The sequence below is a fragment of the Acidiferrobacter thiooxydans genome (assembly GCF_003333315.1).
In the GTDB taxonomy this organism is placed as follows: domain Bacteria; phylum Pseudomonadota; class Gammaproteobacteria; order Acidiferrobacterales; family Acidiferrobacteraceae; genus Acidiferrobacter; species Acidiferrobacter thiooxydans.
Genome location: NZ_PSYR01000001.1, coordinates 863579 through 886644, shown reverse-complemented (window position 1 = coordinate 886644; position 23066 = coordinate 863579). Strand labels below are relative to the sequence as shown.

Here is a 23066-nt window from a genome sequence, read left to right as displayed (position 1 = left end):
CTCATCGCGCACGGGCGATACGCGATGCGCCGCCCCCCGAGGGCTTGGATATCATATCTCGTCATCGCCGCCTTTCTGTCAGCCGGGCCCATGAAAAACACGCATCCAACCACTGTCTTGACCATAAGCCCCTCCATGGCCACGGATCCGCGACGACCGTTCACTGGCAAGGGCCTTCATTATGCCCTGAACCGCAGCCACACGACAACGCGACCGATGAGGATCATCGCCGATCGCCCGCACCTCAAAACCATGCGCCCGTAGACGCGCATGCAAGGACCGGGCATGCGCGCACAAAGACCGTATGGGTCCGGCGTGCCACGGCGAGCATTCGGCGTGCGCGCCCGGGAAACCGCCACGCCCTCCTCACGGGGCCGTATTTTGGATTACAATGCCGCCCCTATGCCGATGTCCGTCCCCGAGCTGCCCACAATCCATTCCCCCCTGAACCCGCCGGCACCGTCCGGATCCGAGCACTGGGTGGGGCTTCATGCCAGCGCCCGAGGGTTGGCGCTGGCGCGTGCCGCCGAGGCCGGGCGCCTCCTCATCGTCGTCACGCAGGACGTGCGTTCACGCGAGCGACTGGAAGATGAGATCGCCTTCTACCGCGACCCGAACGGGCCGCCGACCCTCACCTTCCCGGACTGGGAGTGTCTGCCATACGACCGCTTTTCGCCCCATCCGGACATCCTGTCGGAACGCCTGGCGACGCTCGCTACCCTGCCACATCTCACCCACGGCCTGGTGCTCACGGCGGCGGCCACGCTCATGCACTATCTGCCGCCGGCCTCGCATCTGCTCGGCCACAGCTTCGTCCTGCGGGTCGGCGACAAGCTCGATATCGAACGCTTTCGCGAACGCCTTGTGCAGGCCGCCTATAACGCCGTAGGTCAGGTCATGGAGGCCGGTGAATTCGCCATCCGCGGCGGACTCATCGACCTCTTCCCCATGGGCGCCGGCCGCGCCTATCGCATCGACCTCTTCGACGACGTCGTGGAGTCGATCCGCACCTTCGATCCCGAGACCCAGCGCTCGCAGGAGACCTTGCGCGAAATACGCGTGTTGCCGGCGCGCGAACACCCGCTCACGACGGATGCCGTTCAGACCTTCCGGTCGAATTACCGGGCGGCATTCGCCGGCGACCCGCGCGCAAGCCTCATATACCGCGAGGTGAGCGACGGCCGCAGTCCTGCGGGCATCGAATATTATCTGCCGCTCTTTTTCTCCGAGGTCGCGACCTTTGTCGACTACCTGCCGGCGCATGCCACGCTCGTGTTCATGGAAGGCTCGCGCGCGCAGATCGAGCACTTCGAACGGGAAACGGCGGAACGCTATGAGGCATCGCGCGGACATATCGAACGACCGGTGCTTCCACCCGACCGGCTGTTTCTGACAGCCGCCGGACTCAAGGAACGCCTGGAACGGTTTCCCGAGATCTCGCTTGCGGCCGAAGGGACCGGCATCGTCCGGCACTTCGCAACCCGAGAACCACCGTCCTTGCCGCAAGACACCCACGCCCCCGAGCCCTATGCGGCCTTACTTGCGGCGCTCGCTGTCGGTACGCGACGGACGCTCATAGTCGCCGAGGCAGCCGGCCGCCGCGAGGCCCTGCGCGCGGCGCTTACCGCCCACGGATACCGCCCACAGGGCTTCGATTCGTGGCATGCCTTCGTCCAGGATAAGGCACCGCTCGGCCTCATGTCCGCGCCGCTTGACCGTGGGCTCGAGCTTGACGAACCGGCTCTGCGCGTCATCGTCGAATCGCAACTCTACGGTGAGCGCGCGCAACAGAGGCGGCGGCGCATCAAGGCCCGCGATCAGCAGGCGCTCATAAAAGGGCTTGGCGAGCTGCACGCCGGGGATGCGGTGGTGCACGAGGATCATGGCGTCGGTCGCTACCTCGGACTCGTGAGACTTTCGGTCTCCGATATCGAAAACGAGTTTCTGGCGCTCGAATACGCGGGCGGCGACAAGCTCTATGTGCCGGTGACGGACCTCCACCTCCTCGGCCGCTACACCGGGACCGATCCCGAGCACGCGCCCCTGCACAAGCTCGGTAACGAGGCCTGGGACAAGGCCAAGCGCCGCGCCGAGGAAAAAGCGCGCGATGCCGCAGCCGAGCTCCTCGAGATCTACGCCCGCCGCGCCGCGCGACCGGGACATGCTTTTGCGGTGCGTGGTCCCGAGTACGAGCGGTTCGCGGACGCCTTTCCGTTCGAAGAGACGCCTGACCAGACGCGCGTTATAGCCGAGGTCTTAAGTGATATGGAAAGCCCGCGACCTATGGATCGCCTGGTGTGCGGGGACGTCGGCTTCGGCAAGACCGAGGTGGCCATGCGCGCGGCGTTCCTAGCCGTCCAGGATCATAAACAGGTCGCGGTGCTCGTACCCACCACGCTGCTTGCCCAGCAGCATTACCAGAACTTTCGTGATCGCTTCGCCGATCTCCCCGTGGAGATTGATCTCCTGTCGCGATTTCGCACGCATCAGGAGATCGGGGAGGCCCTGCGTCGCCTCGAGAGCGGCCGCATTGACATCGTCATAGGGACCCACAGGCTATTGCAGGAAGACGTACACTTCCAGGCGCTCGGACTTGTCATCGTCGACGAGGAACATCGCTTCGGGGTCCGGCAGAAGGAGCGCATGAAGGCGCTACGCGCCCACGTCGACGTCTTGACGCTGACTGCGACCCCTTTGCCGCGTACCTTGAACATGGCGCTCGCCGGGATACGCGACGTGTCCTTGATCGGCACACCACCCCAGGACCGGCTGTCGATCAAGACCTTCGTGACCCCCTGGGACACGGCGCTGATCCGCGAGGCGTGCCTGCGCGAAGTGCGCCGCGGCGGTCAAGTCTACTTCCTGCACAACGACGTGCGTTCAATGGCGCGGCGCGAGCATGAACTGAAGGCCTTGCTGCCCGAAATCGACATCCGCGTCGCCCACGGACAGATGCCGGAGCGCGAACTTGAGCGCGTCATGCTCGATTTTTATCATCAGCGCTTTCATATCCTGCTGTGCAGCACCATCATCGAGACCGGTATCGACGTCCCGACCGCCAACACCATCATCATCGAAAGGGCCGACCGCTTCGGTCTGGCCCAGCTCCACCAACTGCGCGGACGCGTCGGCCGTTCGCGCCATCGCGCCTACGCCTATCTCCTGACCCCCGACCCCGGGGCGCTTACCGCGGACGCCCGCAAGCGCCTCGATGCGATCGCCTCCCTGGAAGACCTCGGGGTGGGCTTCGCGCTGGCCTCGCACGATCTCGAGATCCGCGGGGCCGGAGAGCTTCTCGGGGAATCGCAGAGTGGTCAGATCAACGAAGTGGGCTTCGGACTCTACAGTGAACTCCTGGAACGCGCGGTCGCGACCCTGAAGGCCGGGCAGGAGGGCGCTGGCGAATCCGCGCTCTTCACCCGCCCGACCGACATCGAGTTACATGTGCCGGCCTTGCTCCCCGAGGACTATTGCCCCGACCCGCACCTGCGGCTCGTATTCTACAAACGCATTACGAGCGCCGCCTCCGATGAGGAACTAGACGATCTGGCCGGTGAACTGGCGGACCGTTTCGGGACGCCCCCTAAGGCCGCCACTCGCCTCTTTCGCCTCGCGCGTCTAAGACGTCTCGCCCGGCCGCTTGGCATCGCCCGCATTGACGCCGGCCCCAAGGGCGCGCGCCTCCAGTTTACGCCAAACCCGGCCCTGGACCCGGCCGACCTCATCGCACTCATGCAATCGGCGCCCCGGCAATACCGTCTGGACGGACCCAACGGCCTGCGCATCCAGGCCGAGTGGACCGACCCGGATACCCGTATCGACGGCATCATGGCGCTCATCACCCGTCTCGGGTCCGGGGCACAGCCCCTGAAGACCCCGGCCCAGACCCCATTGCGCCCCCGTGTGCGCTAACCCCTCTCGCCCCATACCAAGGGCACAGCCCTTGGCGACAGAGGCTGGGGGTGGGCGTATCGGATGAGCGCATCGGCTACCCGGCCATCACCACGACGGTCCGCGACACATCGCGGCACGCTAGCCGGCCGGAGTCATGGACCCGCGGGTCGATCGCAGGCCACGCGCGCGCGAGGCCCGCATCCCACGCACGCATCGCCTTCGCCCCATCCCGCGCCTGCGCCTCGGAAAGGCCCTCAGGGCACCGCACCCCGCAGGCCCTAAAACGCGGCTATCATTCCGCTTGAGCCGTCGAGAATGCCCTCATTCCGCCTGGTGTCATGGCCGGCCGGGATTGGGCCTCGAGGAACGATGGATCACGAACGGAGGGCCGCGTGCGGGGGCACCATACGAATCCAAGGAGGTGTTGGGCCTATAGTGCGCCGTGGGTACCGGGCGGTTTCCGGTCGAACCGCGCGCGCCACCGGACATTCATGGGCAATGCCAGACGCCGGGTAGTGCGTACCGGCGCCGGTGTCGCGCCATGAGGCCATCACCAGATTCGCGCGAGAGGCCCCGGCCTTCAGGCCGGGGAGGGAAAGCGCCGGTTTTGCCTCCAGACCCTTGCTTCTGTGATGGATATTGTCTGTACTGTGCCCATGAAGATGACCCTGCAAACCCGTCTTCTGCCGGCACCGGACCAGGTGATGGCCTTGGAGGCCACACTACGCGCCTGCAACGCCGCGGCGGATTGGCTGGCGGGCGAGGCCTTTGTCCGAAAGACCGCCAACAAGGTCCTTCTGCAGCAGTTGTACTATCGGGAGTTGCGAGCCCGGTTCGATCTCTCGGCGCAGATGGCGGTGCGGTGTATCGCCCAGACCTGCGAGGCCTATAAACGCGACAAGAAGAAACGGCCGCATTTCCGTCCCTGCGCCTCTATCCCTTAGACCTGCGCCTGATGAGCTTCAAGGGGCTGGACCGGGTGAGTCTTCTGACGCTTCAAGGCCGGATCCTCGTGCCGTTCATCATGGGCACATACCAGTCCGAACGGTTCAGCGCCGCCAAGGGCCAGTGCGATTTGGTCCGGCGGCGCGACGGCCAATGGTTCCTGCTGGTGACGGTCGACGTCCCCGATGGCACCAAAACCTCCACGACCGACTTCCTGGGCGTCGACCTGGGCGTGGCCAACGTCGCTACCGACAGCGACGGCGTGAAACATTCCGGAGATGGCGTCGAGGCCTGTCGCATCCGCCACCACACCCGGCGCCAGGGACTGCAGAAGGCGGCGGGGCGCAAGCGCCGCGGGCGCCGGCCCAAGGCCCCGCCCGCAAACTGCGCACACTCTCCGGGCAGGAAGCCCGTTTTCGCAAAGACGTCAATCATACCCTGTCCAAAACGCTCGTTGCCAAGGCCCAAGACACCGGCCGCGGATTGGCCCTCGAAGACTTGAAGGGCATTCGCGACCGGACACGGTTTCGCAAGGCCCAGCAGTCCATGAGCCGCAAACAGAAGTTCAGCCACAACGGGAAGAAGGCGAGGGCCCGCGTCCAGCGCATCCATACCCGGATCGGTGCTACCCGCCGCGACTTCCTGCACAAGACCACGACTGCGACCGGCCATGCGGCCGGCCATGTCAGCCAAAACCACGCGATCGTATGTCTCGAGGACCTGCCGGTGCGGAATATGTCCCAATCGGCGGCCGGCACAACCGAGAAACCGGGAAGAACCGTCCGGGCCAAGTCCGGCCTGAACAAGTCCATCCTCGACCCGGGCGGGTTCGAGTTCCGCCGCCCACTGGACTACAAGCTGGCGTGGAACGGCGGCTGGCTCGTCGCCGTGCCGCCGCACTACACCAGCCGGACGTGCCCGTGCTGTGGCCACATCAGCGCCGACAATCGCAAGACGCAAGCCCGATTTGCCTGCGTGGAGTGTGGTTTCGCGGACAACGCCGATCTCGTCGGCGCGATCAACATCCTTTCCCGCGGGATGCACATGCTGCGGGACGAAGGGCAGGACACGGCGGACGCTTCCGCCGGGTGGGACACCACAGCCCGAATCGCCTGTGAAGTGAGCGGTGCCGCCATGCCGCCAGCAGCAGGAACCCGCCGAAGCGACTTAGGGGCAGCTCAATGCCGCCCCTTGGCGCCGTAGGAATCCCCTCCCATTCCGCGTAAGCGGCGACCGTGAGGTTGAGGGGGGGATGTCAAAAGGCGCCCCGGCAACCCGTTCCGGGCCTTTGGACGGAAAGGCGCCGCCGGCCTCGTGTCGCGACCTTCGCCCACCGTGGGCCTGCCCCTCAGGCATCCTGTTCGGCGAAACCCTCGGGGAATAATACGCTCTCGTAGCCGAAGCATTTGAGATCGCGGATGCGTGCAGGGTACAGAATACCGTCCAGATGATCACATTCATGCTGCACGACGCGCGCGTGAAAGCCCTCGACCTCGCGGTCGATCGCCATCCCATCAAGGCCAAAGCCCCGATAACGTACGCGCCGATAACGCGGCACGAGTCCGCGCATGCCGGGCACGCTCAGGCACCCCTCCCAGGCCTCCTCCTGCTCGTCATCCAAGGGCTCGATAATGGGGTTGACGAGGATGGTCTCAGGGACCGCCGAGGCACCCGGGTAACGCGGATTGGCGGCCACACCGAACAAAACGACGCGTAGCGGCACGCCGATCTGCGGGGCGGCGAGCCCGGCGCCCTGCAGGGCCGCCATTGTGTCCTTCATGTCGGCCACGAGGTCGGCAAGCGCAGGGGCCGAGATGTCGGTCACCTCCTGCGCCCGCGCCCATAGCAAAGGATCGCCCATTCGTCGGATCGCCCTCACCGCCATGACTTTACCCTCCATCCGTTCGGCCCCATACTAGCGGCATTGTATCAGAGGAGAATTTCGTGCGTCGTATTGCCCTGATCGCCGCTGCTAGCCTGGGCCTCACTGCGCAGGCCTGGGCCGCTCCCCCACACCTCTATGAGGTCGATGTCCTGGTATTCGCGAACCATCTGCGCAAACTGGATGGGAATGAGCACTGGAACCAAGAAAAGATCACGCCCATCGCGGGCTTCAAGAAGGCGCTCTCCCCCAGTCATGGCCTGCCCCAGGGCTCACAGCTCGCGGTCGCCCAGTCGATACTGGCGCGCCACCCGCATTATACGATCCTCGCGGCACGCAGCTGGGTACAAAACGTGATCGCCTTGCGCAAAACCAAGGCGGTCCGTATCACAAGCCACCGCGATGGACGGCTGAAGGGCGTCATCCGCGTCTTTCAGTGGCGGCTCATGCATGTCGCCCTGGATCTGCACTACACGCCAAGCGGGGCGGCCCGGTCATCCTCTCAGGCTACGGTCTATCAGCTCGTCGAATCGCGACCAGTGGCGCTGCGCGCGACCAACTACTTCGATCACCCCAAATTCGGGGTCCTGGTGCGGGTCGTACCCTACACAGGACCCGTGACCACGCCCCACTAGCGGGTTACGGTAATCATCACCGCGCCCTCAGGCGCCGTACAATCGCGGGATTGCATGCTCGAGGAGCATGCGCGCCTTTGTCGTGCCGCTTTCGAGATGACGTTCTATGGTACGCAGATCGATCTCGCCCTCGACCTTCCCGGCAGCATAATTGGCCACCACCGATAGCGAGGCGTAACACAGGCCAAGCTCGCGGGCGAGGGCGGCCTCCGGCATGCCCGTCATGCCCACGATGTCGGCCCCATCGCGCTCGAGTTTCCGGATCTCGGCCGCCGTTTCAAAGCGCGGACCCTGGGTCGCCGCATAAGTCCCCCGGGGCGCCAGGGCGAGCCCGGCACGCGATGCGCCGTCGCGCAACACCTCGCGCAACGCCTCGCAGTAGGGATGGGTGAAATCGATGTGCGTGACCGGCTCGGGATGGCTCCCGAAAAACGTGTGCGCGCGGCCGTAGGTGTAATCGATGATCTGATCCGGGAGCACGAGGGTCCCGGGCGCAAGAGCGGTATTGATCGCGCCCACGGCATTCACCGCGATCACATCGCTTACACCGCATTCCTTCAAGGCCCACATATTGGCCTGATAATTCACGCTATGCGGCGGTATGGTGTGGCCATGGCCGTGACGCGGCAAGAAGATCACCTCATGTCCGCCCACAAGCCCGTAGACCATAGGCGCCGATGGCTCGCCATAGGGCGTGCGCATCACGCGGCGCTCGCGAACCGTGAGATTGCGCAAATGCGTGAGCCCGCTGCCGCCGATGATCGCAAGCGTCTTCATGGGAGTGCGAAGATGTCCTTGGTGTTGCGCAGAAAGCCGTTGTAATCCATGCCGCAGCCAAAGACGTAGCGATCCGGGACATCGAGGCCGGAAAAATCCGCCTCCAAACCCTGCGCCCGCACCCGCTTCTTCGTGACCAGTACCGCCTTCAACACCGCCGCCGCCCCGCGCGCCTGCAGGGTATCGGCCAGCGCCGCCAGGGTCACCCCTTCGTCCAGGATGTCGTCCAGCAGCACGATGGTGCGCCCGGCCACAGGAAGGCTCGGGCCCGCCGCCCAGGCGATCTCCCCGCCGGTCAGCGCGCCATGATAGCGCGTGGCGTGGACGTAATCGACCTCCAGGGGAAAGGCGAGTCGCGGCAACAGGTGCCCTGCGAACACCAGGGCACCATTCATGACGACCATCATGATGGGGTTGGCCCGACCCACGGCGTCGCGGATCGCGAGCGCCATGTGGTCCAAGGCCCTATCGACATCGGCCGCGGCGTGGATCCGCTCGGCCGATTCCAGCACCTGCCAGGCCAGGCGCGCCTCGGATGCGCGATCACCCTCCCCCATCAGAAAATCAATACGTAAAGGTGACCGTGTCATCATCCATCGCTTGGGTGATGACATAGGCCCCGCCCACGGTCTCCTCGATCTCCGGGATGAGGTCCTTGCCCCACAGATCGAGGGTTGGCGTGCATACCTTGAAATGAACGCCCGCCTCGTGCGCGTCCTTGATGAAGTCGTAGACCGACTTACTGCTACCTTCCTGCACGAAGAGCTTTTCTGCGACGCCTCTGACTGCCAACTCGCCGGCGCGGGCCGTCAATACCACCGTCACTTCATACTCCATTGCGGCCGCCACGGTCGCCTGGAAAAACGGCGCCCCGAGTTCGGAGGGGTTATGCGGGTCGGTGTTCACCATGATCATCAGAAGCTTGTCTGCCATCGCTGCACTCCGCTCAAACGGTCCAAGAAAGACGCGCGATCTTAACAGCTTTCACTTATAAATCCCATAGCCAGGCGCGGCCGTAGCGATGGCGATCAGGGCCGCCCGGCCTTATAGGCTCAAGGTCTTCAGGTAGGCGCGGAACTCGTTTTTGAGCTGCGGGTGACGCAACGCGTACTCGACCGTGGCCTGGAGATAACCAAGCTTGCTCCCGCAGTCATAGCGCTTGCCCTCGAACGCATAGGCCAGCACCTGCTCCTTTTCGAGGAGCTTCGCGATGCCATCGGTCAGCTGGATCTCGCCCCCCGATCCAGTACCCAGGCTCTCCAGGAGATCGAAGATCGGCGGTGTCAGGATATAGCGTCCCACGACCCCTAAGGTCGACGGGGCGTCGGCCGGCATTGGCTTTTCGACGATCGCCTCCACCCGATGCAGGCGTTCGTCCCACGGGCGCACCTGCACAATACCGTAGGAGCCCGTATCCTCGCGCGGCACATCCTGCACACCGATGATGGCATTATGATAATGGGCGTAGAGGTCTACCATCTGGCGCAACGCGGAGGGCTTAGCCTCTATGAGATCGTCGGCCAGGATGACCGCGAACGGCGCATCTCCCACGACCTGGCGCGCGCACAACACCGCGTGGCCGAGCCCCAGGGCCTCGGCCTGACGGATATAGATGCATGTCACCTCTTTGGGCAATATGCCGCGCAAAGACCGCAGGATCTTATCCTTGCCGCGCACCTCAAGTTCGGCCTCGAGTTCATAGGCCTTATCGAAATGGTCCTCGATGGCGCGCTTGCTGCGGCCCGTCACGAAAATGAGCTCGGTGATGCCGGCGTCGATGGCCTCTTCGGCCGCATATTGAATGAGCGGCTTGTCGACCACGGGCAACATCTCTTTCGGACTGGCCTTGGTGGCCGGCAAAAATCGCGTTCCCAGACCAGCGACCGGGAAAATCGCCTTTTTTACAACGCTCACTGCAAAACCCCCTTCTTGAAGCAACATGCCAGGCACTTCCCTGGCCCTTGTCGCGATTCTATAAGCAAGGATCGGCGCGGCGCCATCCCTCCCCGCAAGGTCTCTGGCGCTCCTGCCCCGTGCCGTAGGCGGAGCCCTGCGCGCATGGGTACTGACCTTGCTTCGCCCTCATGCCGTCACTAGACTTAAAAACCGGGGCCGGGCATGGCCTCGGATCGCCCCTGCCGTCTCGCCCGCCTCACACACCACGACATTACCCTTGGGGAGGATACCATGAAGGACCTGCGAGGACTCATAATGGCGGCCGCGATGGCAATCGCGGCGCTACTGCCTTCGGTGGTGCGCGCCGAAACGCTGAACGACCGCGCGGCACTCGCCGGGTTACACGTCGCCAAGACGATATTCCTGGTGAACGTCCGCCAACCGGTGGCAGTCGAGCACCTGATTCAGGTCATCGGCCTGACCGAACGGCAACTACGCGCGCAAAAGGTGACACCGCGCATCATCGTGGTCTTCATTGGCCCCGATGTGGCCTTCCTGACACGCGATCGGCGCGGCATTCCCTATACCGATGAGCGTGCCGTGGCCAATATCCAGAAGGAAATCGCCGGGCTTGCGCGACAAGGTATCCGCTTCCAGGCCTGCGGGGTCGCCCTGCACGGCATGGATGTGAATCCGCGCACACTGATCGCGCCCGTGACGCCCGTCGAAAACGGCTTCATATCGGTCATCGGCTATCAGGAAAAGGGTTATGCGCTGATCCCGATCAGCTGATCGAGACCTCGCCATGCGGGGAGCGGATGCCGTCGGCGAACGACCGTCCGCCCCGCGCGCACAGATTTCGGAGGCGAAGACATGCCCATGCAAGACATTCGTGGCAAGATCGCAGTAGTGACCGGGGCCTCAAGCGGCATTGGGGCCGCCGCAGCCCGCCTCTTGCATCAGGAAGGCCTGGAGGTGGTCGTGTGCGCGCGCCGGGCCGATAAACTGGCAACGCTTGCCCGTGAACTCAAGGAACGTATCTATCCGGTAACCGCCGACGTCGGTGATTCCCGGCAGGTGGCGGCACTCTTTGCCGAGGTTCAGGAACGCTTCCACGGCCTCGACCTGCTCTTTAACAATGCCGGCATCGGCTTTCATGCCCCATTCGCCGACAGCCAGCCGGAGGAATGGCGGCAGACCATAGACGCCAATCTCTATGGAGTCCTAAACTGCACGCATGCCGCCATCCCGCTTTTGCGCAACCGGCCTGGAGCCATGATCTCCACGGTCTCGAGCGTGGGCGGCCGCTACGGTCTGCCGGGATGGTCTGTCTATAACGCCACCAAATTCGCAGTCGTCGGTTTCCACGATGCCCTGCGCAAGGAATTGGGGGCCGAGGGTATCCGTGTGGCACTGATCGAGCCGGGCGCGGTCTGGACCCATTGGGGCCACAATGTGCCGGCCGACCAGATGAAGGCGCGCCGCGAATCCCTGGACGCCCTGCATCCCGAGGATATCGCCCAAGCCCTCGTCTACAGCTTCGCGCAGCCCGCCAACGTCCTGGTCGAGGAAATTCTGGTGCGCCCGGTCCGCCAGCTAAGCCCCTAGGGGTGGTCGGCCGCCCCACCCCCCGCGCCTCTCGCGCCGCATCGCCGCCCGGCCTGCACGGACACGCTGCGCCGTTTGGCGACCTTGCCGGGGCTTATGGTCCTCTGTGGACCCGTAGTACCCTGTCGCGCGCTACGGATAATATCGGAGTGTAGCGCCCTGCGAGGATCGACTTGTCCAAGGCCCACCCGCCCCCTCCTTGGGATCCGCCGCGAGGATCCTCGTCCCCGTTAGGCCCACCCTGCGTCCTAGCCGCCGACACTATCACCATGCTAGCATACAACCGCTTTATGATTGTGTCGGCAAGGGATCTGCGGACTCTGTCATCACCCAGAAAACGAGACCATCTTCAGGCCTTGCCCGATCCGGACCTTGGCTTTGATCGTGAGTCCATGCACGCCGTTCACATCCGTAGGCCCGTCACCATACGATGATTCCGATAGCATCGCCAACAGGAGGATGCGGGAGCAGGCGCTATCCCTCCCCGGTCGCGGGACCGGGGCTTCCCGCGCATATCATGAAGAAACTTATAATGTCGGTCGCTGCCGCCGGTCTTGCGATGAGCCCGGTATTCGCCAACCCCTTGAAGGTTCCCCTCAGATCCGAAAATGGTTCCGGGGAAAGCGGCTATGCCCTTCTCTATCCGCACGGTGCCCGTACTCTGGTCGTCGTCCATCTGCACGGCACGCCAAAGGGGATCGCGCAACCCGATCACATCCATCCCGGGACTTGCCCCAACGTGAATCCCCGGCCTGCGTACATGTTAAAGCCGGTGACGCACGGAAAATCGGTCACGATGGTCCATGCACGCCTCAAGGCGCTGCTCGCAAAACCCATGGCCATCAACGTCCACGAAAGTGAGAGCGACATGCAGAAATACGTGGCCTGCGGCGACATCCGCGCCCACTAGTTAAGTCTGAGACCAGGGATCCGGCAGCAGGCCGGGTCCCCCTCCCTCAGGCATGGCGCGCCCTCGGCGCGAGGAACGGTGCGCCAAGCTGGCGACCGCACTGCCGTGAAGGGCCTAAAACCGCCTAACCGCCTAACGCCCGTGAACCGGCGACCACGCCCAAGCCAGGGTGACCTCGACCATTGCTAGGCGTGCGACGAGTACCATCAAGTCTCGGCGCGCGGCACGCGGGCGGTCATGGCAGAGTCTGCCTCCGTTCCTCAGGCGTTTTCACATACAGGTGCTGAATCAAAAACTCCTTGAACTCGAGGGGCGCGGGGGCGAGCCTCTTACCTTTGCGGTGTACCAGATGCCAGGCGCGTTGCAGAGGGAACCCTTCCACCGAAAGCTCGCGCAGATAGCCGGATTCCATCTTCACCAGGACGCTGTAGCGCGCGACCACGGCGACGCCCATGCCCACCTTCACCGCCTGCTTTATGGCCTCGTTGCTGTTCATGACCACCCCCTCCCTTACAGTGAGACCCTTTTCCGAAAAGTAGCGCAGCACCGTCTCGCGCGTCCCGGATCCGGGTTCCCGCAGGACGAAGCTTTCCCGAACGAGATCGCTCTGCAAGATACCGCGACGGTCGGCCAGGCGATGATTGGCGGGGGCGATGACGATGAGATCATTGCGGTGAAACGGCAGCGCGATGAGATCCAGCGATTGTGGCGGCTCGCCCATGATGGCCATGTCCACATCATTACGTTCGAGGCTCGCCAGCACCTCCTTGCGATTGGCGATATTCAGACGGATATTCACCTGCGGATGCTGGAGCAGGAAACGCGCCAGCAATTCCACCGCGAAGGCGTTGACCGCCGAGGTGAGAGCGATGCGCAGCTGCCCCTCGTCCACGCCCCGCAAGTGCTCCAGGGAACGGCCCAGGCCCTCCAGTTCCTCGGCTATGCGTTGCCCAAAGCGAAGCACCTCTTCGCCGGCATCCGTGAGAAAGACCTTCTTTCCGACCTGCTCTGTGACCGGCAGGCCGATCTCCTGCTCGAGCTTGCGGACCTGCAGATAGACCGCCGATTGCGTCAGATTGAGCCGCGCCGCGGCCCTGGTATAGGAGCTGGTGGCGGCCAGCATGCGCAAGATCTCCAGCTGCCGTAACGTCAGGTTCCTCATCTTTCGCTCCTCACCGATGTACGTAATGCGGCGTTGGCCCACCTATAATAATAGATAATACCTATTGTTTCTATGATAGATAATCGTTTTTACTGATGATGGCGGGAAGGTATAGTCCCTCATCCGGACCCGTCAACCAAGGAGCACCCTGTGGACCAGTCGTCTCGCTACGCCGACCTTTCCCTGCACGAAGAAGACCTCATCGCCGGCGGCCAGCACATTCTCGTCGCCTACAAGATGAAGCCCAAGACCGGCTATGGATATCTTGCCTCGGCCGCGCACTTTGCCGCCGAATCCTCCACAGGCACCAACGTGGAAGTGTCGACCACAGACGACTTCACCAAGGGGGTCGATGCGCTCGTCTATTATGTCGACGAACCTGCCGGAGACATGCGTATCGCCTATCCATTGGCCCTCTTCGATCGCAACCTCATGGACGGCCGCATGATGGTCGTCTCGTTCCTGACCCTGGCCATCGGCAACAACCAGGGCATGGGCGACATTGCGCACGCCAAGATGATCGACATCTATTTCCCGCCGCGCGCCATCCAGCTCTTTGACGGCCCGAGCAAGGACATCTCGGATCTCTGGCGCATCCTCGGCCGGCCGATAAAAGACGGCGGTTACATCGCCGGCACTATCATCAAGCCCAAACTGGGCCTGCGCCCCGAACCCTTCGCCGAAGCTGCGTACCAGTTCTGGCTGGGCGGGGATTTCATCAAGAACGATGAACCGCAGGGTAACCAGGTGTTCGCGCCCCTGAAGAAAACCATTCCGTTGGTGGCCGATGCCATGAAACGCGCCATGGACAAGACCGGCCAGGCCAAACTGTTCTCCGCGAACATCACCGCAGACGACCATTACGAGATGTGCGCGCGCGCCGACTTCATCCTGGAGACCTTCGGCCCCGACGCCGACAAGGTCGCGTTCCTGGTCGACGGCTTCGTGGGTGGCCCCGGCATGGTCACCACTGCCCGCCGCCAGTATCCGAGCCAGTACCTGCACTACCATCGCGCCGGTCACGGCATGATCACCTCGCCGTCGGCCCATCGCGGATATACGGCGCTGGTGCTGGCCAAGCTCTCCCGCCTGCAGGGGGCCTCGGGCATCCATGTCGGGACCATGGGCTATGGCAAGATGGAAGGCGAGAGCGACGATCGCAACATCGCCTACATGATCGAACGCGACGCCTGCCAGGGCCCGGTGTATCACCAGAACTGGTACGGCATGAAGCCCACCACCCCGATCATATCCGGTGGCATGAACGCCTTGCGTCTGCCCGGCTTCTTCGAGAACCTCGGCCACGGCAACGTCATCAACACCGCCGGCGGCGGCTCCTATGGACACATCGATAGTCCGGCAGCCGGCGCCCTTTCACTGCGCCAGGCCTACGAATGCTGGAAGGCCAAGGCCGACCCCATCGCATGGGCCAAGGAGCACAAGGAATTCGCCGGTGCCTTCGAGTCCTTCCCGCATGACGCCGACAAGCTCTACCCCGGCTGGCGCGACAGAATCGGTTCCCATCGATAACGCTCATGCGCCCGCGAACCGATCGCGGGACGACGGTGGGCCGGACCGCGACCTTTGCGGGCCTCCGGCCCACGCTTTCCCAGAGGTCTTCGCGTTTGATAAAGAAAGGGATCCGCGCATGAATCATGGCGATTTTCTCAAAGACTACCGCATCAAAGACGAACCGTACTATCGCCCGCAGGCCGAGGAGATCGCCCTGTTCACGGCCGCTTATGAAAGGCGGCTGCCGGTGATGATCAAGGGGCCCACGGGTTGCGGTAAGTCGCGTTTCGTCGAATACATGGCCTGGCGACTTGGCAGGCCCCTGCTCACCGTGGCCTGCAACGAAGACATGACGGCCGCGGATCTGGTCGGGCGCTGGCTGCTCGACAGCGACGGCACGCGCTGGCAGGACGGGCCTTTGACGCAGGCCGCGCGCCACGGGGCCATCTGTTATCTGGACGAAATCGTCGAGGCGCGCCAGGACAGCACGGTCGTCATCCATCCGCTCACCGACCATCGTCGCCAGCTGCCGTTGGACAAGAAAGGTGAGCTCATACAGGCGCATCCGGACTTTCAGTTGGTGATTTCCTATAACCCCGGCTACCAATCCCTGGTGAAGGATCTGAAACCATCCACCAAACAGCGGTTCACGGCCTTTCGTTTCGACTACCCGTCAGCGGACGTGGAGGCCGAAATCCTGGCGCGCGAAACCGGTATCGATCCCGGACTGGCATTGCGGCTCATAGGGCTCGCGGAGAGCGCGCGAAGACTGAAAGGCCACGGGCTAGACGAGGGTATATCCACGCGCCTGCTGGTGTACGCCGCCTCGCTCATGGCCGATGGCATGGCCGCGAAACATGCCTGCCGCATGGCACTGGTGGACCCGCTGACCGATGACGACGATATCCGCGCCACACTAGAACACGCCATCGATGCCCTGTTCGGCTGATCCCGGCGCACCACCGCAGGCCGCATCATCCCAAGACGGCATCGACCACTGGCGGCGGCGACTCGATTGCGCATTCGCACCCGTGCAGTCGGTGTTCGCCGCGCGCCTACAGGCCGCACAGGCGTGCCTTGGCGAGGCCGACCTTGCCGCTTATATCGAGGCAGCGCGTTTTCTCTGCAAGCTCGGACGCGGGGCGCAGCCGGTCCTGGCCTTCCTGGAGGCCTGGCCGGCCGTTGCCCCGCGACTCGGCCCTGAACACCTCGCGACCATCATGGGCTGGGTGCGGCACATCCAGCGCACGCCCAACGGCGACGTCCTTGGCGTATTCTTCGAGACCCTCCCGGCGCTGGTCGATTCCCTGGGCCACGACGCGCCGCTGCCGGCCTACCTCGACCTCCTCGCAGAGGTCGCAGGACGCAGCACTACCTCCATCCATGGTCGACACGCGATCCTCCCGAGCCACGTCCTGCCCGAACTGATCCGCGTGGCCCCTAAACGGCTGCGCCAGGTACGCCTCGAGGGTCTGCGGAAATGGGTGGAACATGGCCTGCGCCATTACGCGGGAAACCCGCAACGGCAGGCCGATTATCTGGCGATGCGCTCGGCCGACAGTCAAGCGATATTCCAGCGCCAGCGACGTGGCGTCCTGTTGCGTACGCACGAGCGCCAGCTGGAGCTGTACCTGCGCGCCCTGTGGGATGACCCTCGCCCGCTCATCCCCTATTCCGAGGCCTTCGACCACTTACGCAGACCACAGCCCTACGCGGACGCCCTGGGCCTGCACCTGCCCGACCTGTGCGTGGACCGCGATGGCGTGTACGGCGCAGGTCACTATCGACTGATCCTTGCGCACCTCGCCACGCATCGGCGCTTCAGCGAAGCCCTGGTCGCCGACAACTGGAGTCCCTTTCAGCGGCTTGCCATCGAATGGTTCGAGGATGCGCGCATCGACACCTTGCTCCTGCGTCGTTTCCCCGGCCTGCGTAAACCGCTGCTCGCGCTCCACCCGCACCCTCGGGAAGAGGCCTGCGACCCCGCGCAAGAATCCTGCATTCGTCATCGCCTGGCCATGCTCTCGCGCGCCATCCTGGATCCGGGACATGGCTATCATGACCCCCTCCTCCGGAAATTCGTGGGCGATTTTCAAGACCGGCTCGCTGATGGCGACGGCGACACCCAGGGGATGGCAGCCCTGGCAACCGAATACGTCATTCAAACCCGACTACCCAGTGACACCTTTGCGCGCATCCACTTCACGGATACCGAAGTCCCGTACCGCGATGACAACCGTCATCTGTGGCGCTTCATCGATGTCGGCGAGGAGGCCGACGATGTCGCCGCGGCGCCGGAGGCCATAGTGGAGGGCCCGTCGATCATCTATCACTATCCGGAATGGGACTACCTAGCCCGAGACTATCTCCCCGACCATGTCACCCTCCACGAACATCTCCATCCGCGCGGGCGCGCCGACGAGATCGAGCGCCTCTTACAGAAGAATGCCCCGCTGGCGCGACGCCTGACGCGCATCCTCGACCAGATCAAGCCCCAGGACCGCGAGCGACTGCGTCGTAAGGAGGACGGGTCCGAGCTCGACCTCGACTGGGCCCTGCGTTCGTGGATCGATTATCGTTGCCGCCACACCGTCGACCCGCGCATCAACCAGGGCTTTCGTCACGCCAGACGCGATGTCGCAGTGAGCCTGCTTCTCGACCTTTCGGCCTCTCTCCGGGACCCCGTCCGGGGCGGCCACGCCGATCAGACCGTGTTCTCCCTGGCACAGGAGGCGGTGACCCTGCTGGCCTGGGCCATCGACCGATTGGGCGACCCGTTTGCCATAGCCGGGTTTCATTCCAATACCCGCCATGAAGCCCGATTCTGGCATATCAAGGGATTCTCCGAGGCCTGGAACGACGATGTCCGTGGCCGGCTCGCGGCCATGCAGGTCGGCTACTCCACACGTATGGGCGTCGCCCTGCGGCATGCCGGGCACTATCTATTGCAACCCCGAAAAGACAAGCGCCTCCTGCTCATCCTGACCGACGGTCAACCCTCCGACCTCGACGTGAGCGATCCGGAGTTCCTCATCGCCGATACGCGGCAGGCGGTGCGGGAACTGGAGCGTAAAGGGATCTACTGTCATTGCATCAGCCTCGATGCCCGCGCCGACGATTACGTCCGGCGGATCTTCGGCCAACACTTTAGTATCATCGACCGGATCGAGCGCCTGCCCGAGAGGCTTCCCGAGATCTTCCTCGCCCTCACCGCCTAAGTCGCCATGGCCGCGGTCTTCGGCGGACGGCTTGCACAAGCCCGCGCACACGGCACGCCCGGCGGGTGGCCTCATGTCTCGCTCGGGGCGGGGGTCATACGCGCCGACTCGTCGCACGGGGCGTGCGTAAGCCCTATCGCCTCCCTCAAGGCCTCCGCCAATCCCTGCTCATCGTCCTCGGCGCACAACATGCGCAGGCGGTCGAGCCCGCGGGCGAAGGCCGCCGGATCGCCACAGCTTCCCGGGGTAACGCGGATCTTGGGGTGCACGGTCTCAAGTAGTGTCTCATCGGCATAAAACAATTCCTCGTAGAGCTTCTCGCCGGGCCTAAGCCCGGTATAAACGATCTCGATGTCCTGCCCGGGCCGCTTGCCGGACAGGAGGATCAGCTGCTCCGCGAGATAGCCGATACGTACGGGCTCACCCATGTCGAGAACGAAGATCTCCCCGCCCTCACCTATGACGCTCGACTGCAAGATGAGCCCGCAGGCCTCGGGGATCGTCATGAAGTAACGGGTGATGTCGCGATGCGTGACCGTGACCGGCCCGCCACTTGCGATCTGGGCCTTGAAAAGCGGGATGACACTGCCCGCAGACCCCAGGACATTGCCGAAACGCACGGTGAGAAATCGTGTCTGCGAGCGGGAGTTCATCTCCTGACACAAGATCTCCGCTGCGCGTTTTGTGGCGCCCATGATGTTGGAGGGATTCACCGCCTTGTCGGTCGATATGAGTAGAAAGACCGCGCATCCATGGCGATCCGCGGCCACCGCCAAGGTCTCGGTCCCGAATACATTGTTCATCACCGCAGCTCGGCTTTGCCCTTCCAACATCGGGACATGCTTATAGGCGGCCGCATGAAAGATCATGTCAGGGCGCTCGCGTCCGAGGACCCGGTTCACGAGCACGGCATCGCGCACATCACCCAATACCGGCAGCAACGAGAGATCGGGATGATCGCGGCGCAGCTCGAGTTCGATATTGTAGAGGTTGAATTCGCTGCGTTCGAAGAGGATCAGTCGGCGCGGCGCAAGCTGGGCGATCTGCCGGCACAACTCCGATCCTATGGAACCGCCGGCCCCGGTTACCAGCACCGCCTTGCCGCCCACCCCGGCGGCGATCTCGGCTTGATGCAAGAGCACCGGTTCGCGGCCGAGGAGATCCTCGATGCGCACCTCGCGCAACTCCGAGACGGTGACTTGGCCGTCCACCACGCTCTGAAGGCCCGGAAGGATACGAAACGGACGGCCGGTACGCTCGCAGAGCTCTATGAGCCGGCGCATGTGGCTGGCCTTGGCCTCGGTGACGGCGATAAACACGATATCGACCTCGAGACGCTCGGCCACTTGCGGCAATTGCCCGCAATCGCCGACCACCGGCACCCCGTGAATCTCCTGGCCGATGCGCCGTGGATTGTCATCCACGAACGCCACCGGCCGGAAACCGATACCCGAGTCGCGCAAGAGATCGCGGACCAGCATCTCGCCGGCCCGTCCGGCGCCGGCAATCAGGGCCTTCTTGCCCGCTAGCTGGTAGAGCCCGCGGTCCTTGAAAAACCGGTAGAAGAATCGTGGGCCGCCGAGCAACATCGTAAGCAGCAACCCGTCTAGGACGAAGGCCGAGCGCGGCACCCAGGCAAGCCGCACCCACAGAAACAGCACGAAGGCGCTGGCCACCGTGCTGACTACTATGGCCTTGAAAATGCGCAGGAGGTCCGGGACCGAGGCAAAGCGCCACAGGCCGCGGTAGAGTCCCATGCCCCAGAACACGAGCCCCTGGACTACGAGAATCGCCGGCAAGAGCCGCACGCCTTGCTCCCAAAAGACATGCGGGACATAACCCATGTTGAAACGCAGCCAATAGGCCCCGAGCCACGCGAGCGCAATCGCGACCAGATCATGCGCCACGACCGCCCAGCGCCCGCTCGGCGCCTTAACGCGCGTCCTTGCCGCAAATCTGCCCATGTCCCTCCCGCCACCGCACCAGGGCGGCCAATACGCCGTACAGAATCGCCAAAGCGGCAATTATAGCCCATTGCACGGGTCGCGACGCCCCGGTCCCGGCGTAGGCCGACAGGCCACAGACCACCATCAGACCATATTCGCCAAGGACGGTGCGGCGATGGGATAGACCGGCGCGCACCAGGCGCTGGTAGTAATGCCCGCGGTGGGCGGCCGTGAGGCGCTCGCCGCGGGCCACCCTTTTCAAGAGCGTCACGGTGGCATCGACCAGGAATGGTGAAAACACCGCAAGCCCGGCCCACAATGGGAAATCGCCGCGCGCACTGCCGGTGAGGATCATGATCCCGGCCATGAACCCGAGCACGGTGGCCCCCATGTCCCCCATGAATAGCCGTGCTGGCGGAAAGTTCGCCACCGTAAACCCGAGGGCCGCGGACGCCACCATAAGCGCAATGCCGGCAAAGGCCGGATCATGGGCGCGATAGCCGAGCATGGCCAGGGCGCCAAACCCAAAAACCGCCATGCCGCCTGCAAAGCCATCCATGCCGTCCATGAAGTTGTAGAGGTTGATCCACCATACGAGAAAGAGCGTGGTGACAAGCACCGTAATAGAGCCGCCCAGAGTCACCGTAACCCCTGGTAGCCATGCGACCGGCGGTCGGATCCCGGCGACCGCCACCGTCATGGCGGCGGCCCCATGCACGGCCAGGCGCAGGCGTGGGCTTAGCCCCTTGCGATCGTCATACCACGACACGAGCGCGACTGCGAGGATCGCGGCGGCCGTGACGAGACCGCCCGGCGCGGCGTCCCACGAGAGCCCGAAGGCCGCCACCAGCACCCCGCAGACGATTGCAAGCCCGCCGGTGCGCGGTACCGGCCGGTCATGCAGCGAGCGCTCGTTGGGCCAGTCGAGGACCTGCCAGGGATTGCGCGGATGAGCGAGCAGCCAGCAGACAAGCCAGGCGACGCACGCCCCGGCGGCATCCATGAGCCACGGCCTGATGCTCACAGGGACCGTGCGCGGCGCGCGCGCAACCGCCGATAGCCGGCCGATCGAAAGAAGCGCAGCGCGCTCTGTACATGCCACAGGAGATAGCGTGGGCGACGGTGAGAGGTGCGCTGACCGTCATGAATGATCACCGCATCCGGCGCCACGGCCACGCGCAGGCCGGCGAGCCGCAGCCGGCAGCACAGATCGCAATCCTCATAATAGAGATGGTAGCCGGGATCGAAGCCGCCGATCGCCCGGAAGGTCGCAGTCCTGAACGCCATGAACATCCCCGCCGCCCAGTCATCACCCCTATCTGCCGGCCGCGCCCCGGCGATGAGCCGGCGTACCGCGCCAAGCGGCGTCGGCCAGGATCGCAGGCTGTCTTGCGCCTCGCCCGTGCTCCCGACCACGAGCGGCACCGCCACCCCCACGTCTTGACTCTCAAGCCGCGCTATCAGGGGCGGAAAGGGATCATGCCTCAGGCGCACGTCAGGATTCACGACACAAAAGATATCGGAGGGTACCACCGTGGCGGCGGCGTTGTGGTTGGCGCCAAACCCGCGCACGGCGGCATTGCGCACGACCGTGACAGGAAACGGAGACGCGAGATCCGGAAGGGTCTCGGGCCGGTTGACGGTCAACACCACGTGCACGGGCGTGCGGCACACGGCCGCGATATCCGAGAAAAGGTGCGCGATGAGCGCGCCTTGCCCATGACTCACCACCGACACCACGATACGCGGCACGGCGCTGACAGCCTGCGGATTCACAACCGCGCCCCGCGCGCCGCCACCATCGCGGCGATGCCCGACGCCAGCGTATAACCCGGGACCATGCCGAGGTCTGCCCACACACGCCGGTCGTCGCTCGTGCACGATGCGAGCAGCGGCGCAAGTCCGTCACTGTTCCATGGCCATCGGCGGCCGGTCAAGCGCGTCATCCAATCGCCGAACCGCGCCACGGCCGGCACGATGCCTTCGGGCAGGGCATAACGCGCCGCGGGGCGGCCGAGGGCGGCCCTCATGAGATCATAGATATCACGCATGGTGTAGGAGGCGCCGTCGGTCACGGTATATAGGGCATCGCGCGCGCGATGCGCCAACAACGCCACCAGCACGCGCGCAAGGTCCTCACAATGTACGAGACTGCGGCGCGCACCCCCGCGTGGGATCGGCAGGGGCCAGGAAAGATCTGCCATCTGCACCAGCCGGTTAAGGTTACCGCGCATACCAGGGCCATAAACGAGCGCCGGGCGCACGATCACCACCGATGGCAGGCCGCAGGCGCGCACCATGTCCTCGCCCATGCGGCGGCTCTCGGCGTAGGCGTCGCGCGCGCATTCCACCTTGATGCTGCTCACGAACAGGAATTGCGCGACATGCGCCGCGCGGGCCTCGGCGATGAGCGCCCGGGTGCCGGCGACGGTCACCGCCTCGTGCTCGTGGGCACCGGCACGGGTATGGGCGACCCCCGCGAGATGGATGACGGCCTCGCAGGCATCGCACACGCCCGCCAGCGACTCCGGCACGGTAAGATCCGCCTGCCACCAGTCCTTCACCGCTGGGCGTGCGCCCCGTCCCACGCCGCGCACGGTATGACCGGCGGCCTCCAGGGCCGGAACCAGGGCCGTGCCGATGAAGCCGCGGGCCCCGGTCACGAGTACGCGCATCCCGTC

General features: G+C 64.4%; 20 protein-coding genes and 1 pseudogene. 11 read left to right on the top strand and 10 right to left on the bottom strand.

What is annotated here, in order from left to right:
* Nucleotides 1-402: 402 nt before the first annotated feature.
* The 4 genes and pseudogenes from mfd to C4900_RS04400 all read left to right on the top strand — a co-directional run.
* Nucleotides 403-3912, top strand: coding sequence for a transcription-repair coupling factor (mfd, locus tag C4900_RS04415; protein WP_211306761.1), 3510 nt, complete (start codon nucleotides 403-405; stop codon nucleotides 3910-3912).
* Between the two features lie 632 nt (nucleotides 3913-4544).
* Nucleotides 4545-4838, top strand: a complete 294-nt coding sequence (locus tag C4900_RS04410; RefSeq protein WP_147267119.1) for a hypothetical protein — start codon at nucleotides 4545-4547, stop codon at nucleotides 4836-4838.
* Between the two features lie 35 nt (nucleotides 4839-4873).
* Nucleotides 4874-5341 carry a transposase gene (locus C4900_RS04405; protein WP_147267118.1) on the top strand — a complete coding sequence of 156 codons (468 nt, stop codon included), beginning with the start codon at nucleotides 4874-4876 and terminating at the stop codon, nucleotides 5339-5341.
* A gap of 8 nt (nucleotides 5342-5349) precedes the next feature.
* Nucleotides 5350-6042 (top strand): annotated as a pseudogene (locus tag C4900_RS04400) (RNA-guided endonuclease InsQ/TnpB family protein); the annotation flags it as partial.
* A 145-nt stretch (nucleotides 6043-6187) separates the two neighbouring features.
* On the opposite strand, the gene def reads toward C4900_RS04400, so the two are convergent.
* On the bottom strand, nucleotides 6188-6724 hold the full coding sequence (gene def / locus C4900_RS04395; RefSeq protein ID WP_114282816.1) for a peptide deformylase: 537 nt from the start codon (nucleotides 6722-6724) through the stop codon (nucleotides 6188-6190).
* A 59-nt stretch (nucleotides 6725-6783) separates the two neighbouring features.
* Here def and C4900_RS04390 point away from each other — a divergent pair, with 59 nt between their 5' ends.
* Nucleotides 6784-7356 (top strand): CsiV family protein, encoded by a 573-nt coding sequence (locus tag C4900_RS04390; RefSeq protein ID WP_114282385.1) that lies wholly within the window; start codon nucleotides 6784-6786, stop codon nucleotides 7354-7356.
* 27 nt (nucleotides 7357-7383) lie between these two features.
* Here the strand turns inward: C4900_RS04390 and C4900_RS04385 are convergent, their stop codons facing one another.
* The 4 genes from C4900_RS04385 to galU form a co-directional block, all read right to left on the bottom strand.
* Nucleotides 7384-8133 carry an S-methyl-5'-thioinosine phosphorylase gene (locus C4900_RS04385; protein WP_065971625.1) on the bottom strand — a complete coding sequence of 250 codons (750 nt, stop codon included), beginning with the start codon at nucleotides 8131-8133 and terminating at the stop codon, nucleotides 7384-7386.
* Complete coding sequence (locus C4900_RS04380; protein ID WP_065971624.1) at nucleotides 8130-8690, bottom strand: hypoxanthine-guanine phosphoribosyltransferase; 561 nt, start codon at nucleotides 8688-8690, stop codon at nucleotides 8130-8132. The genes C4900_RS04385 and C4900_RS04380 overlap by 4 nt, the downstream gene beginning before the upstream one ends.
* Before the next feature lie 7 nt (nucleotides 8691-8697).
* Nucleotides 8698-9066: a DsrE/DsrF/DrsH-like family protein gene (locus C4900_RS04375; protein WP_065971623.1), complete on the bottom strand. Its 369-nt coding sequence runs from the start codon at nucleotides 9064-9066 to the stop codon at nucleotides 8698-8700.
* A 111-nt stretch (nucleotides 9067-9177) separates the two neighbouring features.
* Nucleotides 9178-10047: a UTP--glucose-1-phosphate uridylyltransferase GalU gene (gene galU, locus C4900_RS04370; RefSeq protein ID WP_114282815.1), complete on the bottom strand. Its 870-nt coding sequence runs from the start codon at nucleotides 10045-10047 to the stop codon at nucleotides 9178-9180.
* Nucleotides 10048-10320: 273 nt separating this feature from the next.
* Here galU and C4900_RS04365 point away from each other — a divergent pair, with 273 nt between their 5' ends.
* The 3 genes from C4900_RS04365 (at nucleotide 10321) to C4900_RS04355 (ending at nucleotide 12547) form a co-directional block, all read left to right on the top strand.
* On the top strand, nucleotides 10321-10821 hold the full coding sequence (locus C4900_RS04365) for a DsrE family protein (protein WP_211306758.1): 501 nt from the start codon (nucleotides 10321-10323) through the stop codon (nucleotides 10819-10821).
* A gap of 81 nt (nucleotides 10822-10902) precedes the next feature.
* On the top strand, nucleotides 10903-11637 hold the full coding sequence (locus C4900_RS04360) for an SDR family oxidoreductase (RefSeq protein ID WP_065971621.1): 735 nt from the start codon (nucleotides 10903-10905) through the stop codon (nucleotides 11635-11637).
* A gap of 517 nt (nucleotides 11638-12154) precedes the next feature.
* Nucleotides 12155-12547 carry a hypothetical protein gene (locus C4900_RS04355; RefSeq protein ID WP_065971620.1) on the top strand — a complete coding sequence of 131 codons (393 nt, stop codon included), beginning with the start codon at nucleotides 12155-12157 and terminating at the stop codon, nucleotides 12545-12547.
* Nucleotides 12548-12782: 235 nt separating this feature from the next.
* Here C4900_RS04355 and C4900_RS04350 read toward each other — a convergent pair whose 3' ends face one another.
* Nucleotides 12783-13709 (bottom strand): LysR family transcriptional regulator, encoded by a 927-nt coding sequence (locus C4900_RS04350; protein ID WP_065971630.1) that lies wholly within the window; start codon nucleotides 13707-13709, stop codon nucleotides 12783-12785.
* A 150-nt stretch (nucleotides 13710-13859) separates the two neighbouring features.
* On the opposite strand from C4900_RS04350, the gene C4900_RS04345 reads away from it, so the two are divergent.
* The 3 genes from C4900_RS04345 to C4900_RS04335 all read left to right on the top strand — a co-directional run bounded on the left by C4900_RS04345 (nucleotide 13860) and on the right by C4900_RS04335 (nucleotide 18439).
* The gene (locus tag C4900_RS04345; protein WP_065971619.1) at nucleotides 13860-15239 is read left to right on the top strand and encodes a ribulose-bisphosphate carboxylase; all 1380 of its coding nucleotides are present in this window, start codon (nucleotides 13860-13862) and stop codon (nucleotides 15237-15239) included.
* A 118-nt stretch (nucleotides 15240-15357) separates the two neighbouring features.
* Nucleotides 15358-16170, top strand: coding sequence for a CbbQ/NirQ/NorQ/GpvN family protein (locus C4900_RS04340; RefSeq protein ID WP_065971618.1), 813 nt, complete (start codon nucleotides 15358-15360; stop codon nucleotides 16168-16170).
* Nucleotides 16154-18439, top strand: coding sequence for a nitric oxide reductase activation protein NorD (locus C4900_RS04335; protein WP_114282384.1), 2286 nt, complete (start codon nucleotides 16154-16156; stop codon nucleotides 18437-18439). Before C4900_RS04340 ends, C4900_RS04335 begins: the two co-directional genes overlap by 17 nt.
* Before the next feature lie 71 nt (nucleotides 18440-18510).
* Here the strand turns inward: C4900_RS04335 and C4900_RS04330 are convergent, their stop codons facing one another.
* The 4 genes from C4900_RS04330 to C4900_RS04315 are packed head-to-tail and all read right to left on the bottom strand — an operon-like array spanning nucleotide 18511 to nucleotide 23060.
* Nucleotides 18511-20403 carry a polysaccharide biosynthesis protein gene (locus C4900_RS04330; protein WP_114282383.1) on the bottom strand — a complete coding sequence of 631 codons (1893 nt, stop codon included), beginning with the start codon at nucleotides 20401-20403 and terminating at the stop codon, nucleotides 18511-18513.
* Nucleotides 20372-21409 carry an MraY family glycosyltransferase gene (locus tag C4900_RS04325; protein ID WP_147267117.1) on the bottom strand — a complete coding sequence of 346 codons (1038 nt, stop codon included), beginning with the start codon at nucleotides 21407-21409 and terminating at the stop codon, nucleotides 20372-20374. The genes C4900_RS04330 and C4900_RS04325 overlap by 32 nt, the downstream gene beginning before the upstream one ends.
* Nucleotides 21406-22161 (bottom strand): glycosyltransferase, encoded by a 756-nt coding sequence (locus C4900_RS04320; RefSeq protein WP_170132405.1) that lies wholly within the window; start codon nucleotides 22159-22161, stop codon nucleotides 21406-21408. Before C4900_RS04320 ends, C4900_RS04325 begins: the two co-directional genes overlap by 4 nt.
* The gene (locus C4900_RS04315) at nucleotides 22158-23060 is read right to left on the bottom strand and encodes an NAD-dependent epimerase/dehydratase family protein (RefSeq protein ID WP_065971615.1); all 903 of its coding nucleotides are present in this window, start codon (nucleotides 23058-23060) and stop codon (nucleotides 22158-22160) included. The genes C4900_RS04320 and C4900_RS04315 overlap by 4 nt, the downstream gene beginning before the upstream one ends.
* Nucleotides 23061-23066 lie beyond the last annotated feature (6 nt).